Below are 16,675 nucleotides of genomic sequence, written 5' to 3'. Positions count from 1 at the left end.
CCACCCACCGCCACAAGAACCGTGTTGAAACAGCACCCCCAACTTTTGATATGGTTGACCCAACGCGAGCGGATCAACGCGGCGAAAGCCGCAGCTCGCCGCAGCACTCGTCCGAGTGGCGGAATGGCAGACGCGCTAGCTTGAGGTGCTAGTGCCCGTTAAGGGTGTGGGGGTTCAAGTCCCCCCTCGGACACGTTTCTTGTACATATCGCCCGAAGTTCGGGCATGGTTCCACGCCATCCGTTCTTGGTCCACGCCAAGGGCGGATGTTTTGTTGTGCCTGTGTTCCGTCTGGCCGATGGCGTGAAGATCCATGTGGTCGGTCGGCGAGGCGGTGCTGTCGAGGATGTCAGATGGCGATTACCTCTTGTTCCGCAGTGTCTGCTCGCAGGGTCTTAGTTGCCGGGTCGTAGGTCGGCGTGATCGCGTTGTGGCGTTGTGACGGAGGAACGCGATGGCCTCGCCGGTCGTCGGACTGGGTAGTTCGGTCATGGGACTCCCGGGTGTGTCGTGGTGTCTGCTCATGTGGAAGCGGATGAGCAGTGCGGCCAGGTGTTCGAGGACGCGGTCTTCGCGGATGTAGGCCTGGCGGAGGCTGCCGGTCGGGCGCGGCCGTGGCGCTGGTGTGGCCGTGGCGGCAGCGGTAGCCGGGCTGGTTGTTGGTGAAGCAGGACTCCATGCGCCGGCCGCAGGATCCGCAGACGAGCAGCCCCGCGAGCTGATAGGCGTGGCGGGCGTCGGTGCCGCGGGGTGCGCGGATGCCCTGCACGGCGATGAAGTCGGCCGTGCTGGCCGGCGCAGTCGACGTGGAAGAAATCGGTGGCAAGCAGCGTGGCGGCTTGGCTGCGTAGGAAGGTGCGCCAGGTCAGGTCGTTGGCGCGTTGTCGCGCGGGCGGAATGCGGTTCGTGCGCAGGATCCGGCGGATCGTGGAGGCGCCGACACGTCGGCCCAGCCGGCGCAGTTCGCCCTGGATACGGGTGGAGCCCCATCTTGGATTCTCGGTGGCCAGGTGGACGATCAGTGCGGCGAGCTCGTCCGGGATCGGTGGCCGTCTCGGCGGTCGTGGTTGGCTCCATTTGCGTGCGACGAGTCGGCGGTGCCAGGCCAGTAGCGTTGCCGGGGTGACGAGCCGGTGTGCGCGCAGAGCGGGGGAGTAGTCGGGCAAGGGCGGAGATGATCGCGCGGTCGGCCCAGTCGAGTCTGGGTTTCGGATTGCCCCGACGCAGCACGGCGACCTTGTGGCGAAGGAAGCGGTGACGTAACGCGGCACGTCACCGGCCCTGCTGGAGATTTAGAACCCGACAGGACCAGTCCGACGGACGAGTGGACACCTGGCCGCCTTCCCCTCGGCGTGCGCGGCTCGGCACGTCCACACTCTTTCGATCACACTGGCCTTCGCACACGTCCCGTGCGCCGGCGCATGGACGTGTACGGATGTCGGGCGTGAATCGATCGCGGTTTGGGACGGTTCGGGGACGGACTCCAGTTTCGGAAGCTTGTCGCGGCCCTAGATCGACTCCCTCGACCGAAGCACGATCTCGCGGGCGAGCTCGGTACGAGATCTCTTTCCAAGCTTGGCGAGCATGTTGGACACGTGGGTCTGCACGGTGTTGCGGGAGATCATCAGCTCTCGGGCTATGTCTGGGTTGGCGTATCCCTGGGCGACGAGCTTTCCGATGCGCAGCTCCGTCGCGGTGAGGGCTTCCCATCCGGTCCGCGCGGTCCGGGGGGATGCCTGGGTGCCGCGCCGGATTCCGTACGGCCGGAAGCGTGCCGTGGCACGCCGGATGTCCCAGTCCGCGCCGAGGCGGTCGTAGCATTCGGCCGCGCGCAGGAAGTCGGTACGCGCGGTCGGCGTTTCGCCGGCGGCCGCCCATGCCGCGGCGGCTTCCTCGAAGGTGAAGGCGGCGTACATCGGCCAGTCGCCTGCGAGGAACTTCTCGGCGATCGTCTGGAGCCTGCCGGGGTCTGCCGCCACCACTGCCTGGCATGCGTCGATGGTCAACCGCGTGGCGAGGCCGGGCGTCGCGAACACCTCGGCCACGGCGACGGCCGCCGCCTGCGCGACGTCCTCGGCGCCGAGGGCACGGGCGAGTCGGATCAGCTCCAGGGCGTAGGGTGCCAGGCCTTCGCGTTCGGGACCGACGGGGAGGTCCAGGAACCTCATCCGCAGGGTGAGCGCCTGGTCGAGACGGCCTGCCGTCTCCTCGCGCAGGGCCGCCGCCGGGACGAGGTGCCGGTCCAGCGTGCTGAGGTCCTCCTCCGGGCTGAACTCGGGAACGCCGGCCGCGCGCAGGATCCGGGCCCCCTCCTCCAATTCGCCGCGCCGGTAGGCGATGGCGGCGCGGACATCCCACAGGTAGGCGAACAGCGGCTGCCGGGCTGTCGCCGAGTCCAGCTGCGCGATGTGGATCAGGGCTTCGTCCCACTGGCCGTGGTCGAAGCAGATCGCCGCCGCCTGGCCTTGCAGCATGGGGGTGCGGTGGCTGCCCGCCCGCTCAGCGGCGGCGAGGATCTCGTCGAGCATCGGCTCCAGGGTGCGGTCGCCGAGTTTCATCGTCGCCCGGACGACCAGATTCCCGGTCATCATGAACCGTAGGTCCTGGGCTTCCGGTTCGTCGCCCGGCACAGCCAGGACCGCCCTGATGTGGTCCATCGCGTGTTCCTCGTCGACCACCGCGGCCAGGGCGGTGTGTGCGTAGGCGATCCCGAGCGGGTCCCCTACGCTGGTCGCCAGCTCCAAGGCCCAGGTCCCCTGGACTTCGGCTTCTTCGGATCCGCCGACATACGGCTGAGCGGTGGCCGACCAGGCAGCGGCCCGCGCGCGCCACATCGGCGAGGTCCCGGGATCCTCGACGGAGGGCGCCACCACCCGCAGTGCCTCGTCGAACCGGTGCCGCCGGGCCAGCGAACGCAGGACCTTGATCCGCAGGTCGGCGGTCAGATCGGGGTCCGCCGTCCCGGCGATTGCCTCGTCGGCCCAAGCGATGACTTCCTCGTCGCGGCCGAGCCAGAAGAGCACCAGCAGCAACTGTCGCACCAGCGCGGCCCGCAATTGCGGGGCAGGGGATGCCGACATGGCCCGGGTCAGCAGGTCGGCGTAGGCACCCGGGGCGGTGTAGAGCGCGGCGTCCGGCCGGTCGGCGAGCCAGCGCAGGGCCCAGCCGGACAGCGGGTCCCCGGTCGCGAGCAGGTGTCCGGCGACCACGGTGTCCGGGTGGTCCTCGGCCGCGAGCGTTCGGGCGATGTGGTCGTGCAGGCCTCCGCGAAGGGCCGCCGGCAGCTGGGACACCAGCACCTGGCGGATCAGCTCGTGCCGGAAGCGAACCCGGTCGTCCGCCAGGTCGACGAGTCCCGCCGCCGCCGCGGAGCGCAGCGCCGGATCCGGGTCGCCGGCCATGACCGAGGCGAGATCGTCCGCGCCGAAACGGTCGCCCAGCAGTGCCGCCAGCCGGATCGCCTGCCTGTGGTCGGGATCCAGGCCGTCCATCCGCCGGCCCAGGGACTCCGCGAGCCGGCCCGGCCGCGGCGTTTCCGAGGCGAGCTCTACCCGGCCGTCCGGCAGAGTCCTGAGATCGTCGCGGTCCAGCTGGTCGACGATCTCGTGGAGGTGGAACGGGCTTCCCGCAGCAGACTCCAGCAGGGCCCAGAGCCGGGGGCCGGGATCGGTGGCCAGCCTGGCTCCGGCCAACGCTCGGACGTCTGCTCCGCCCAGCGGCGCCAGGTCAAGCCGCCGGGCCGCGCGATCGGCGATGAGCTTGCGAACCGAGTCCTCGCCGGGCACTACCGGACGGGTGGTGAGCACCAGCAGCAGGGGGATCTGGTCGGTCTCGCCGCTGAGCCGGTCGAGCAGCGCCAGGCTGGCTTCGTCTGCCCAGTGCAGGTCCTCCAGCACGAGGACGAGCGGCCGCTCCGCACACGTCCGCTCAACGATCTCGATCATGCGCTCAGCCGCGGCGCGCACCGGATCGGTGTAGGAGACGCCGTCCACATGCACGCCGCCGAGGAGCGCGGTGACCGCCGCCCTGGCTGGATCCGTGGCCTGCGCCGTGACGGCCAGCGCGTCCGCGACGGCGCGCAGCGGGAAGGTCTGCATCAGCTGTTCCGCATGGCCTATGAGCACGGGGTGCCCCTGGCCCGTAGCCCGGTCCACGAGCTCGGCGACCAGGTGGGACTTGCCGATCCCGGCGTCCCCCTCGATCCAGGCACAGCTCCCACGCCCGGCGGCCAGCTCGACCAGGGCCTGCGTGAGGGTCTCGATCTCGGCGCCGCGGCCCACCAGCGTATGCGGGAATTCTGACATGGCCTCAATCTAGTGCCGCGGCGGGCGAGGTTCGCCCGGTGTTTCGCGGCATGCCGGCCGGCCTCGACGGCATTCCCAGAGTCCTGATTTGAAGGAAACGGGACCGCGACGCGTAGTGATGCGTGGGCGCCGCGCGAGGCAGGCCGTGCCGGCGACTGTGAACCGTTCCTCTGGTGGCGCCTCCGTGTGCATCCGCACCAGGTCTTTTCCGCGCAGCGCGATCGCTTCTAGGAGAACAGCTTGCGAAACACCAAGCGAATCCACCTGATCTGTGCCGGTATGGCAATGTTCGCTCTCACTGCCACGCTGGCCGTGCCGTCCGGTGCCGTCGCGGCCGCAGTCTCACCGGCGTCGGCCCCCGCCTCGGCCGACGCCCGAATCGCGGGGCTGGACCTCGACACCATGACCGTCCTGGACCTCCAGCAGGCCATGGATTCGCACCGGCTCAGCTCGACCGAGCTCACCGTCTTCTACCTGGCCCGGATCAAGGTGCTCAACCCGACGCTGCACGCCGTGATCCAGACCAACCGCGACGCGCTCAACGAGGCTGCGGCCAGTGACGTCCACCGGCTCCTGACCGGTCACGGCAGTGGTCCGCTGGACGGGATTCCGGTGTTGCTGAAGGACAACATCGGATTCGGGCAGACCACCGACGGCTCCGAGGCGCTGCTGGGCGATCAGCCCGCGGAGGCGTTCGTGGCCCAGAAGTTGCAGGCCGCCGGCGCGGTGATCATCGGCAAGGGCAACCTGTCGGAGTGGACCGACTTCCGTTCGACGCACGCCACCAGCGGATGGAGCGCGGTCGGCGGGCTCACCGCCAACCCGTACGTGCTGGACCACAACACCTGCGGCTCCAGCAGCGGCCCGGCCGTCGCGGCCGCCGCCGACCTGGCCACCGTCACGATCGGCACCGAGACGGACGGCTCGATCATGTGCCCGTCCGGGCTCAACGGCGTGGTCGGCTTCAAGCCCACCCTCGGCGAGGTGAGCCGGACCGGCGTCATCCCCATCTCGGCGGCGCAGGACACCCCCGGTCCGATCACCCGCAACGTCACCGACGCCGCGGCCGTGGAGTCGGTCATCGCCGCCGCGGATCCGAACGATCCGGCCACCGCCGGGACCGTCGCGCACGACTACACCAAGGGCCTGGACCCCCACGCCCTGGCCGGCAAGCGGATCGGGGTCTGGCTCGACCCGAGCATCCAGGGCGATCCCGGCGCCGCCACGACCGCCGTCTTCAACCAGGCCGTCGCCGCGCTGACCGCCCAGGGCGCCACCGCGGTCCCGGTCACGCTGCCGGACCTGAGCACGGTCGCCGACGACGAGCCCCCCGCGCTGGCGAACGAGTTCAAGTACTCCATCAACCGCTACCTCGCCGCGACGCCCGGACAGCATCCCGCCGACCTCGCCGGGGTGATCGCGTTCAACAACGCCGACGCCGCCACCGAGCTGCGGTACTTCGACCAGAATATCTTCGACTTCGCCCAGACCACCCCCGGCGACCCGAACGACCCGACCTACAGTGCCCTGCGACAGACCGCGACCTCGGCGGCGCAGGGCTCGATCGACGGGACCCTGGCCGCGCAGAACCTGGACGCCATCGTCGCGCCGACGAACGCACCGGCGTGGATCTCGGACTTCGCAACCGGCGACACCAACACCTTCGGCTCGGCCCGCCCGGCCGCCGTCGCCGGCTACCCGAGCGTCACGGTGCCGATGGGCTTCGTGGGACCGCTGCCGGTCGGCCTGTCGTTCATCGGCACGAAGGGCTCCGACGCATCCCTGCTCGCCATGGCCTACGCATTCGAGCAACAGACGCACGCCCGGAAGGCGCCCACGTATCTGGCGCACTGAGGGAGTACGCACTTTTTTGTGAGGCCCCGCGCCCGCGCGCCACGTCACGTCACCATTGTGAGGATTCTGATGACCCATCGGTCGCGATCACGCGCCGCCGCTGTCCTCACCGCCTGCCTCGCCATGGCGGTAGGCGTCGTCTTCGGCCCCGCCTCGGCGCCGGCCAGCGCGGATTCAGTCGCCTGTCACGAGTACTCGGTGCCGGTTCCGGCGCTCGGGCCGGGCACGTACATGGCCGGCCGGCTGTGCTCCCCGGCGGCCGGGTCGGGCACCGTCATGGTGCTGGTCCCGGGCGCGACCTACAACTCGACCTACTGGGACTTCCCCTACGACCCGTCGGTCTACAACTTCCGCCAGGCGATGAACGCCTCCGGGTACGCCACGATGACCGTGGACCGGCTCGGCACCGGAGCCAGTTCCAAGCCGCTGAGCCCGGCGGTGACCTCCGAGGGCCAGGCGCTGGCGGTGCACCAGGTGATCCAGGCCCTGCGCGCCGGCCGGGTCGGCGGCCGGGCCTTCGCCAAGGTGCTCCTCGGCGGTCACTCGCTGGGCTCGACGATCTCGATCTGGGAGGCGGCGACCTACCACGACGTCGACGGCGTGCTGCTCACCGGCGTCTCCCACAGCGTGAACACCGTCGGGCTCGCTCTGGTGCTGGCCAGCTTCCTTCCTGCGCCGCTGGACCCGGGCCTCGCCGGGCGCGGTCTCGACGCCGGCTACCTGACCACCGAGCCGGGCACCCGGGTCTCCGACTTCGACGCGCCGGATATCCCCGACCCCGGCGTCGCGGCCACGGACGAGGCGACCAAGGACGTGCTCAGCGCCACCGAGGCACCCGACGCCCTCGGAGCGGTCCTGCTCCCGGTGTCCGTTTCGATCGACGTGCCGGTGCTGCTCGCCGACGGTCAGGACGACCAGCTCTTCTGCGGGTCGCTCACCGGCGGCGACGACTGCTCCACAGCTGCCGCCCTGGCCGCCGGCGAAGCACCGTACTTCTCCTCGGCGGCCCACCTTGAGACCTACGTCCTCCCCGGTTCGGGCCATGACGTCAACCTCGCCCCCGATACTCAGCTCTACCAGCAGGAGGTCCTGCGCTGGATGGCGTCCTGGTCCTTCTGAGCAGAAGGAGACGCGACGTTCTCAGTCCTCGAACTCGGCGTCCTCGTTCAGGAGATCCTCCAGAGCGCGAGCCATCGCGGCATCGGTCAGAATCGCCGACTCGCGGATCTCGTCGGCGGATTCGGCGATCACCCGGACCTGGTCCAGTGCCGCCGCGACGGCTTCGGTCGGCTCGGCGACCGGGAGGTCGCCTCGCTCGGGGTCGGCGGGGGTCTTGGCTGCGGACACCGGCGGCGTCCGGCCGATCAGGGTGGCCAGCCTCGTCGCGAGCTCCTCTGGTCCCTCGTTCGGGATCGAGGCGACGAGGCCTCCCGGCACGACGATGTGCAGGGCCCTGCGGGGCGGGTGGCCCGGGCGGGCGACGGGCTCGAGCTCGAGCACGGTGTCGAACAGGAACGTCCGGTAGGAGGTGTCGTTGAGCCGGTTGGACTCGTCGGTCATGCCGACCTCGTAGACGTTCTTCGCTTGTGACTTCCACTCCCGTTTCGCAGGCAGGTTGACAACGAGGTGCTGGCCGGAGCGGGGAACGCCGACGAGGTCGACTCCGCCTCCGAAGCTGTAGGCGAAGCTGGTCTCGTTCTCGTTCTTCGGCGCCGTCGTCGTCGGGTTGTAGCGGCGGACCTTCATCCGGCTCGACTCGGCGAGGAAGTCCTCATAGCCGGTCAACCTGAGGCGCGCGCGGACCACGGTGTCTCCGACCGGGATCAAGTAGGTACCGCGCAGCAGCGACTCGATCCGCGGTCGGACGGTGTTGTAGCTCACCGCGTGGTCGTAGATGGCCTCGGCGACGGAGCCGGGGGTGGGGCTTGCGAGCCGGGCCGTGACCTTGGCCGCTGCTGCGGGTTCTATCACGGGCGGCGTCACGGTGTTGAGCGCGGCGACCTTCGCCCATGTCCGCAGCGGATACAGGGCTTCGATGTCCCAGGGATGCAGGTCGCTCAAAGCCGACGCCGCGGTGTCGTCGGGGACCGTCAGTGTGGGCGGAACCCACCTGCGTTCGTAGCTGCGCACGTGAGGGCGGTGCCAGGAGGTCACGGCCGAGTCATCCGTTGCCGGCACGGTGAACGACGTCGGCACGAGTGTCCGCACTTCCTGGTCGTGAACGAGGAAGGAATCGTGGTGGCTGATGTTCGCCCCCTCCATCCCGAGGTACGCCCCCGCCTTGCTCAGCACGGCGGTCCACGGTGCGATGTACCCCCACATCGTCTGCGCCGCGCCGGCGACCGCTTTGCTGACCGCGGAGGACTCCAGGCCCAGGCCGGTCGCCGCGCGGTTCCAGGCCGACGACAGGAGGTCTCGCGGCGCCGCGACGATCGCCGGGAGCGATCCGGCCACGTCGATCTCCACCCGGAGATCGACCTTGTGGCCGAACTCGGCCAACGAGGGGTCCTTCGGATCGACGCGGTAGATGTCCACGTCCTTCGTCTGCTGCCCCTGGGATGTCAGGTCCTCGATGTCGACGCCGGCGTCGACGCTCACGCCTCCGTGGAAATTGCTGCGACCTCCGTTGATCTTGCCCGCGGCCGAGCCGAAATAGCGTCGCGACTTGTCCGACACCCGCTCCGTCTGCGTGACCGCCTCGCTGCGCAGCATCATCTTGGCATCCGTGCGCAGACGGTGCGTGAAGGCCGGCTTCAACTCCTTGGCGCGCACCCGCACGCGGACGAGCCGAGCGCCGAGCCCCTCCCACTTGGGCACCGCGTACCAGCCGACGACTCCTGAACCCATCAGCGCGTGGAACTGGTTGCGCAGGGCTTCGCTGGAGAAGTTCGAGCGCAGGGCCCGATAGAGATCGTCCGGGATGACCGGCTGCGTCCCCTCGACAGAGAGGTGGGGGATCGGACTGTCTCCGACCGGAACGCGCCGCAGTAGTCCTCCTCTGGCGAGGGCTTCGACGACGTTGTCGAAGACCAGGGGCGCCTCAAGCTCCTCGGCGTGCAAAGCGGTGACCGGCAGCAGCCGGTGATAGCCGCGGGTCACCGGCTCGTCCGCTGCGGCGTCGTCGATGTGGCCGACGAGCGCGGCGGCCTGTGCGACCAGATCGTCGGTGCCGTCGGCGAGCAGGCTCTGCCGGGCGGCGAGAACCGCGAGGTCCGCGGGGAGAGTCTGCCGCGCGGTCGAGTTCAGGAGGGTGTCGTCGTCGGCCAGGACGACGGCGACGGCGACGGCCACGCGCGCGGCGGCGTCCGCCGGCGGTGCGGCGAACTCCTGCATCAGGATACTGATTTTGAGTTCGGCCTCGTCGGCGAGCCCGACGATGGACTTCAGGCGTTCTGCGAGCGCGTCGACGCCCTGTCCGAAGTTCGCGATGCGTGTGGCCTGATAGCGCAGACGGGTAGTGAGGGCCGCCGCGTGGGCGGCACCGCCGTCCGCCATCTCGACCTGATCGGACAGCCTGCTCACTGCGGAGGCGCCCTCCACGCTGTTGCGGTGCAGGAGGCGGGCGAACGGGAGGATCCTGTCCAGAGCCTGGACTTCCTCCTGCGCCGCGTGCCTCACGACACCGATCGCATCTGACACGGCCGCGACGGAATCAGCCAGAGTCCGAAGATCTCCGCCGGCCGGCTGGTCGGCGCGCATCGCGGTATCCGCGGCCGCGCGCATGGCGAGAACGGTCTCGGACAGCGCGTCCAGGGCTGCGGACAGCGAATCCGCGTGCGCCGCCGTGATCGGGGCGGTCTCGGCGAGCAGATCGGCGGGGTCGGAGATGCGTCCCGGCAGTACCGCAGTCTTGGCGACCCACGCGGCCAGCCCCTCGTCGATGCGTTCCAGAAGACGATGCGGCACCAGTACGGTCGCCGCGTGTCCATAGTGCTGGGCCAGTGACAGGCTCTTGAAGGCTTCTTCCTGCTCGCCTTCGGCGCCGGTCCGCTCGCCCCGAGCGAGCCTGTTCCGAAGGTTCCCCAGCCAATCGGTTCCGTCGCGCCACCGGATGAGGTTCACGACGATGCGGACGTCTCCGCGTATCACTGTCGGATGGACGGGGTACACGGTCCCGTCCGCGACGGTGGCGGTGTCGACGTAGGTGACCCTCGACACGTGGATGTCGCCGGTGCCCGTGTTGTGTGTGGAGCCCCAACCGCTGGCGCCGCCTGCCCCGAAGCTCAGCCCCGCGCGCAGCACCTCGTTGTCGCGAAGGGCCGCGTTTTCCTGCTGTCCTCCCGGATTGACGACCGTGGGTCCGCGGCGGTGCAACGAGGTGTCACCCGTGTGGTCGCGCAGTGTGGGGAAGGCCCCCGGCACCCTCAGTTCCTCGTCCCGGAGTTCCTCCACGACCGTCGCATCCCGGCTGAAGTCCTCGGCGAAATCCTCGTCGATCGAGTCGTCGAAGGCTCCGGGAACAAAGCGGCGAGCGCCGGTGGCGGGCGGCGCGGTGCTCTCGGACCGGGCAGCGGTGGAAGCCTGCGTTGCGGAAACGGTCCCCGCCTGGCTCGTCGACGCCGATTCCGGCAGATTCGGCCCGGTCCGGGTCTCGGCGCCGCGACGCGTATAGCGGTACTGGCCGGACAGCTCCGCCGCGAGCGCACCGCTGGCGGCCACGCCACGCGCCGACGTGTACATCGACCGGCCCGCCTGGTACTGCTCCAGCTCTCTGCGCTCGCTGGTGATCCCGCGCTCTCTGACATGCTCGACGACCTGTAGTCGAACCTGCACGGCCTGGTTCCACCCGCCGCGCCGCGGCAGGCCCGCGACCCAGCCGTGGAGGGAGGACATCTCCTCGAAGTGCGCTGACAGGGACTTCGGGGACAGCAGCCTGGTGAGTACCGCGGGGACCTCCGTGGCCGCCATCGCCGCCGTTCCGTGCAGCTCGCGGTAGAGGTCCTCGACGCCGTTGAGCAGGTGGGGCATCTGGGCGAACTGCGCGTAGAGCCCGCTGGTCGCGCCGCCGACCACGGGCAACGGCCGCGTCACGTTCAACCTTCGGGCGGAGTTCACCAGGGGTGAATGCATTTCCGGTTCGACGGCGATCGGCGGTGCGATTACCTGTGCGGTCACCACGCCGGGTCGGGACAGCCACACGGTGGTTTTCGGAGAGTCGGCGGCGACTTCCTCGAACGACAACTCCCAGGCCGCGTCGTAAGCCTTCTCATCAACCGTTCCGGTCGCCTCAGTGCGCCGATACGAGGAACTGGCCGTCTGGAAGGTGTCGGTGGAGGAGTACTCGCGCGCGTATTCCGGGGATGCGGAGAATTGGAACCGTCCTCCGCTCTGGTCCGGCTCCGCTGATTCGTTCTTGGGCTCGACGTCGAGGCGGAAACCGGCGCCCGCGCCGACCGCGAAGCCGTCGGTGCGGTCCACACCGCTGGTCGACTCGGTCGTCGTCATCTGGCGCTGGTTGACCGTCGAGGCGAAGGCGAACTCGTCGAAGGGCTCGCGGCGCAGGTGGAGCTTCGCGGTCAGGCGGAACTGCCGGTCGGCCACCGCGACCGTGTGGACGATGCCGTGCAAGGCCTCGGAGATGTCCGCCTCCAGCGCGTGCCTGCCGAAGAACGACGCCAGTTCGTTGTCCACCGCCGTGGGGTTCAGTGGTGTCCCGAAGGTCTGGCGGAACGTGAGCTCGGGCACCCGGGCCGCGATCATCGTGCGGAACTGCCGCTCCACCCGCTCCGATCCCGGCATCATGGTCGCGACGGCGAACGCCATGTCGACGCCGGCGGGGCCGCTTCCGTAGCGGGTGTAGCCGGGGTGGTCGGTGTAGGCGAACGGTGCTTCGCCGGCGGTGTCGGTGTCGAGCCAGGCCGGCCGGGTCTGGCTCACTTCCTCTTCCGGCAGGGCCCAGTCCCGGGCGAGGAACCGGATGCCGCGGCCGCCGCGAAGTGGGGCGCCGATCTCGGAGGGGACGCGCGCCTCCACCGTGCGCACCTGGTGGGTGCGGGACACGACGTCGATCTCCAGCCGCAGCGTCGCCGTGGCCCGCACGAGATCGTCGGTGGCGTTCAGGACGGTGTGTGTCAGCGTCTGGGCGCCCTCTCCTGTCGACCCGCCGCGTTTGGCCGCGCCGCCGCCCGCGAGCATCGGCGCGGTGCCCGTGATCGAGACGGACGGGACCGGCTCGTTCGGATCGGCGGCCCAGCGCAGCCCGCTCGCGGTGTACGACGCGGACAGAGTGGCCGTGGACTCGAACTTGTTGTCGTGGGTCAGGGTCGTGCCGGAGCCGATGTCGTCGCGGACGGTGACCTGCTTGGCGAGCGAGTGCAGCTTCACGCCGTTCTCCTCGGCCGCCAGCCTGATCCGCAGATGTCCGTCGAAGAGCTTCCCCCCGGCCCGTCCGCGCACCACGATCGGGCCGGACATGTCTCCGGCGCCGAGCACCAGGCGGCTCCGGTTGCGCAGCCCGCGTTCGCTGAGCTGTTCCTTCAGTTCCTTGAGCACGTGCACGACGACGTGGGCGCGGAGATCGGCGCCACGCAGCGCCGCGTGCAGATCGGCCACCGCGGAAGTGATGTCGATCGCGTTGAGTACCAGCGGTATCCGGCTGCGCGCGTGGCCGAGCGCGTCGCTTCGGGTCGCGGTCTCGTCGGCCGACCCCGTCACATCGCCCGCGGAGCCGGCCTCGTGCTCGGGTACCACGTCGAGCGGCTGCTGCGCCTGCTCGCCCACGAACGCGGCCGCGTATTCGACGACGAGACCGCGGGGAACCACGGTCCCGGGATGCTTGGACGCCACCATCTCGGCCAGTTCCTCGCCGGTGAACTCGGCCGAGACGAGGGCTGCGGACTCTTCGGAACCCACAGTGTCCGTCTCGCCGGCCACCTCGTCGACCGCGGGCCGCGTCGTCGCCGGGGTCACAGCGGGGTCCCGAACGGCGTACCTGGCCTCCTGGCCGTCCACGAACACCCGGAACACGAGATCGGCATGGTGCGCGACGCGGTCCTGGACGAAGGGCTTGCTGCCCGCGATGTTCAGCTTGGCCCAGGAATCCTTGCCCGCCGTCGCTCCGGTGACGCTGATCAGTGGCACGGCGACCACGCTCGCCGCGATGCGGCTCGCGTTGTGGGCCAGGACGTTGATGAACTGTGTCGCCCCCTCCCACCGCTTCTCCTGGGAGGTGACGCCCTCCCCGACCGTGGAACCGAACGAGACGCGGTACTCCCGCGCGCCACCGGTCTTCTCCTCGACCATGCTCGACGCCGGGGTCGGGCGCGGGCGCACGTCGCGAAGCACCGGCTTCAGCCAGACCAGCCGGTCCTGCGACACGAACGCGTGCCCCAGGTGCAGCTTCTCCTCCCAGGCCAGGTTCTCCTGCTCGGATCGCGTGGAATCCGGCTCGCTGGCCAGCAGGTCCGCGAGCGCGTTCTCGACCTCTGTCCGCATTTCCTGTCGGGCGGCCGCTGTCAGGCCCTGCATCGCGGGTTCCGGCAGGTGGGTCGTCTGCAGGACCCGTCGAGCCCACAACCTGGCCTGGCCGGCCTCGAACCGGGCGGAACCGCCGACGATCAAGTCCCCGAGGGCTCCGGGAACCAGGAACGGCGAACCGTTCGACTCCGCGGGCCTGGTCAGGTCCTCCATCTCGATGGCTTGGTGCCCGTGCCCGGACGTGGCGTGTGCGTCCAGGCTCTCTCCGACATGCTCGGCGGGGCGGAACGGGAAGCGAGTTCCCCACCGGCTGCCGGCGAGAACCTCCTCGACCACGTCGGCGTCCGCGGCCAGACCGGTGAGCTGGGACTCGGTATCCGAATCCGGCTGCGTGGCGGCTGCGGCACGCCTTTGTGCCTGTGCGCTGGACTCTGCGGGCGCCTCGGTGCTGCTGGTCGCTTCGCCAGGGGATGGGGGTGTGCCCGCGCCGGGAAGGCGTGGCCGCTGGCGGCCCAGCATCGCGTAGGCGATGCGTTCTGCCATCCAGGGGAGTGTCAGGCCTGGAGTGATCCGGGCCTGATCGTCTCTGACGGGGGCTATCTCCGCCAGGCTCACAGCGGGGGTGCCGGGGCCGCCGAGGCGCTTCAACGCCGAGTTGACCCACACCACGAGATGCGTCGCGTCGTTCGACGTCTCGACCTGCTCTGGCGCGATGTGCTCTGCCTCGTGGACGAGCTGGCTGTTGCGGACCCACTCGTTACGGAAGTCCTCGGCGAGCGTTTGCAGCGCTGTCTCCGGCAGGGCGTGGCGGGTAGTCAGATCGGCGAAGGCGGTATCGGCCTCTTGGATGGCTTCGGCGCGGTGGAGCTCCGCGGTCAGCCGGGTGGGCAGGGCTGCGCTGAGGGCCTCCAAGGAGCGGCCGACCGCAGCGGATGCGGCGTCGAGGTGCTCCACCGCGAAACGTTTGGCGGCCAGCTCCTGGCGAGCGGTTGATATCGCGGCCTGTACGTCTTCGGCCCATTGCCTGCCGATGCGTTCCATGCCGTCGGCCGTCAGCCGGGCGGGAGAACGTTCGAAGAACTCCTCGGCGATTCCCACATCGCCGATGGCGGCTCTTTCCACGTGGAGGTGGACCAGGTTCTCGAAGGCCAGGCGCTCGCGGATGCCGGTCAGTGTCGTGTCGAGCTCGCGCTGGACGGCCTCGGGGCGGTCGGTTCGGCGGGGACGGCCGGCCATGGTGTGCTGGTACCAGGTGTCGGCGGCGGTGAGGAGATCGTGCAGGACCTGATCGGCGATCGGCGCGGGGATCGCGCCTTCGGCGTCGCGGACGGCGTCGACCACCCGGGTCCGGGCCTGGACCCGGAAGGCGAACATCGCCCGCAGTTCCGCGGCCAGTTCCTCGAACCGGGAGCGGACCAGCGAAGGGACGTCGGATAAGGGCCGGGTGGCGGTGATTCCCCGGTAGACGGCCCGCGCTTGGACGATGATCGCGGCGGCCGCCTTGTCGAGCGTTTCTGGCCTGGCCCGACCGCCGGGCGCGCCCGGGTCGGCGAGTGCCGCCTCGACCGTCGCGGTGAGCTGATCTCCGAGTCCGGACAGGGCGTCCGCGAAGGCGAGCGTGGCCGTGGCTTTGTCGATCAGCGTGGACGCCTCGGCCTGGAGCAGAGACCGGGCCGCCTGTGGGGAGGTGTCCCACCACGGCCCGATGTCCAGAGTCTCGGCCTCCGCCATGAGGGTATTGACATACTGAGTCCAGGCCAGGTGTGCGTGTGCGGCGAACACCTGCCCGAACGAGTCCTCGCCGTGCGGGTCGACAGTGATCGGACGGGCAGTTTCCGTCAGCGGCGCGAGGATGTCAGCCAGGCGTTCGCGGGTCCGGGCGGCGCCGGCGCGGTGTTCGCGTGCGAGTTCCAGGCGTTGGTCGAGGCTGTCGGCGAGGTCGTCGAGGACGTGGTGATAGACGCGGGCGGCGTTGGGATCCAGGCGGCCGGAGGACGTCTCCACAACGTGGGTCACGGTGAACAAGGCGTGGGCTTGTGCGGTGAATTCGGCCAGCACGGTGTCGGTCAGGTCCGCCTCGCTTTGGCCGAGGGCGTCCCAGCGTTCGCGGGTCTCCTGCGTGAGGGCCTCAGTCTGCGCCACTTGTCGCCGGGACAGCTGGATGATCCTTGCCTGGGATTCCAGGGAGGTGCGCAGCCGGTGCAGTTCCTGCTGCCATCGGCTCGCGGCGTTGTGCCAGATGGCCGACCCGGTGTCGGCCTTGGTGACGACGACTGCCTGCCAGGACCGGTCGAAGGCCTGGTCGAACTGCTGCCGGAAGGCCGGCAGGCTCGGCCGGGCGACGACGGCCGCCGACCCGGCGACCGGCCTGTCCGACAGCACCGCTCGGTACACGGCCGCCGCGTCCGGCCGTATCTGCTCCACCCGCTCGACGGCGGCGATACGTGCGGCGTAGCCGTCCAGCAGTTCTGCCTGATGTTGCACCCAGCCGATCGAACCCTCGTCGGTGTTCAGCGAGGACGGGACGTGGACGGCTTGTGTCGACGCTTCGCTCAGGAGCGACAGGGCTTGTCGGACGGTGACGTCCTGAGGAGGGTGTCGCGGACTGTCGAGTGGTGGCCCTTCGAGGGCGGCGGTCGAGGGCGTGGAACGTAGGGCACTGCTCTTGTCGACGAGAGCGTCTACGGTTTGCGAGGCCGGTGCTGCTGTGGTCGCCGATTGGAGTGTGCTGGCACGTTCATCGAGAGTAAAAGTGTTGATGGTTGGGTGGTCGGCCAGGAGCTGGTCCGTCAGGGAACGGTCTGCCGGAGGAGGGCTTGCCGGCTGGTGGTCTGTCGGTGGTTGGCCGGTGGCTGGGTGGGCGGTGATTGGTGTGCTGTCGGTGGTTGGGGTACTCGGGCCGGCCGGGGCTGCTGGTTCGGTTTTCGGTGTGGTGCGTAGTTCGGTGAGGGTGGTGGTGAAGGTGTCTCCACGGTCGTGTTCGTTGTTGAGCCAGGTGTGTGGGTCGCGGCGGAATTCGTCGCGGGTGTTGTGGATGTAGGTGGTGGCGGCGGTGCGGTAGTCGTTGGCTAGGGCGGTGTAGCGGTCGGTGGGGATGGTGA

The 16,675-nt window shown here is 69.7% G+C and carries 4 protein-coding genes, 1 tRNA gene and 1 pseudogene; 3 read left to right on the top strand and 3 right to left on the bottom strand.

From position 1 onward, the window contains the following. The first annotated feature begins 109 nt into the window (after positions 1–109). A tRNA-Leu gene (locus KGQ19_RS40485) sits at positions 110–193 on the top strand. 580 nt (positions 194–773) lie between these two features. On the opposite strand, the pseudogene KGQ19_RS53150 reads toward KGQ19_RS40485, so the two are convergent. Together KGQ19_RS53150 and KGQ19_RS40475 are read right to left on the bottom strand one after the other, a co-directional pair. Then, a pseudogene (locus KGQ19_RS53150) lies at positions 774–1,230 on the bottom strand (helix-turn-helix domain-containing protein); the annotation flags it as partial. 278 nt (positions 1,231–1,508) lie between these two features. After that, positions 1,509–4,304 carry a helix-turn-helix transcriptional regulator gene (locus KGQ19_RS40475; RefSeq protein ID WP_212019413.1) on the bottom strand — a complete coding sequence of 932 codons (2,796 nt, stop codon included), beginning with the start codon at positions 4,302–4,304 and terminating at the stop codon, positions 1,509–1,511. 285 nt (positions 4,305–4,589) lie between these two features. On the opposite strand from KGQ19_RS40475, the gene KGQ19_RS40470 reads away from it, so the two are divergent. Together KGQ19_RS40470 and KGQ19_RS40465 are read left to right on the top strand one after the other, a co-directional pair. Beyond that, entirely contained in the window at positions 4,590–6,158 is a 1,569-nt protein-coding gene (locus KGQ19_RS40470; RefSeq protein WP_212019411.1) for an amidase, read from the top strand. A gap of 69 nt (positions 6,159–6,227) precedes the next feature. Continuing rightward, positions 6,228–7,277, top strand: coding sequence for an alpha/beta hydrolase (locus KGQ19_RS40465; RefSeq protein WP_212019409.1), 1,050 nt, complete (start codon positions 6,228–6,230; stop codon positions 7,275–7,277). A 21-nt stretch (positions 7,278–7,298) separates the two neighbouring features. Here the strand turns inward: KGQ19_RS40465 and KGQ19_RS40460 are convergent, their stop codons facing one another. Further along, entirely contained in the window at positions 7,299–16,058 is an 8,760-nt protein-coding gene (locus tag KGQ19_RS40460) for a hypothetical protein (protein WP_212019407.1), read from the bottom strand. Between the last annotated feature and the right edge of the window lie 617 nt (positions 16,059–16,675).

This window comes from Catenulispora pinistramenti (assembly GCF_018274385.1).
GTDB lineage: Bacteria > Actinomycetota > Actinomycetes > Streptomycetales > Catenulisporaceae > Catenulispora > Catenulispora pinistramenti.
The sequence above is the reverse complement of the archived record's forward strand: the minus strand, read 5'-3'. Positions and strand labels throughout refer to the sequence as shown.